General features: G+C 58.3%; 1 rRNA gene. It reads right to left on the bottom strand.

The features are described from left to right. Positions 1 to 223: ribosomal RNA gene (locus tag WFH25_RS19420) — 16S ribosomal RNA — on the bottom strand; the annotation flags it as partial.

The raw sequence follows: 223 nt of genomic DNA, 5'->3' as shown, positions 1-223 counted from the left end.
GCCCATTGTGCAATATTCCCCACTGCTGCCTCCCGTAGGAGTCTGGGCCGTGTCTCAGTCCCAGTGTGGCCGGTCACCCTCTCAGGCCGGCTACCCGTCGTCGCCTTGGTGAGCCATTACCTCACCAACAAGCTGATAGGCCGCGAGTCCATCCCCAACCAAAAAATCTTTCCACCACCAGACCATGCGGCCGGCAGTCATATCCAGTATTAGACGTCGTTTC

This window comes from Curtobacterium sp. USHLN213, assembly GCF_037144815.1.
GTDB lineage: Bacteria > Actinomycetota > Actinomycetes > Actinomycetales > Microbacteriaceae > Curtobacterium.
Note: the sequence above shows the minus strand (reverse complement) of the source record. Positions and strands in the feature narration are given on the sequence as shown.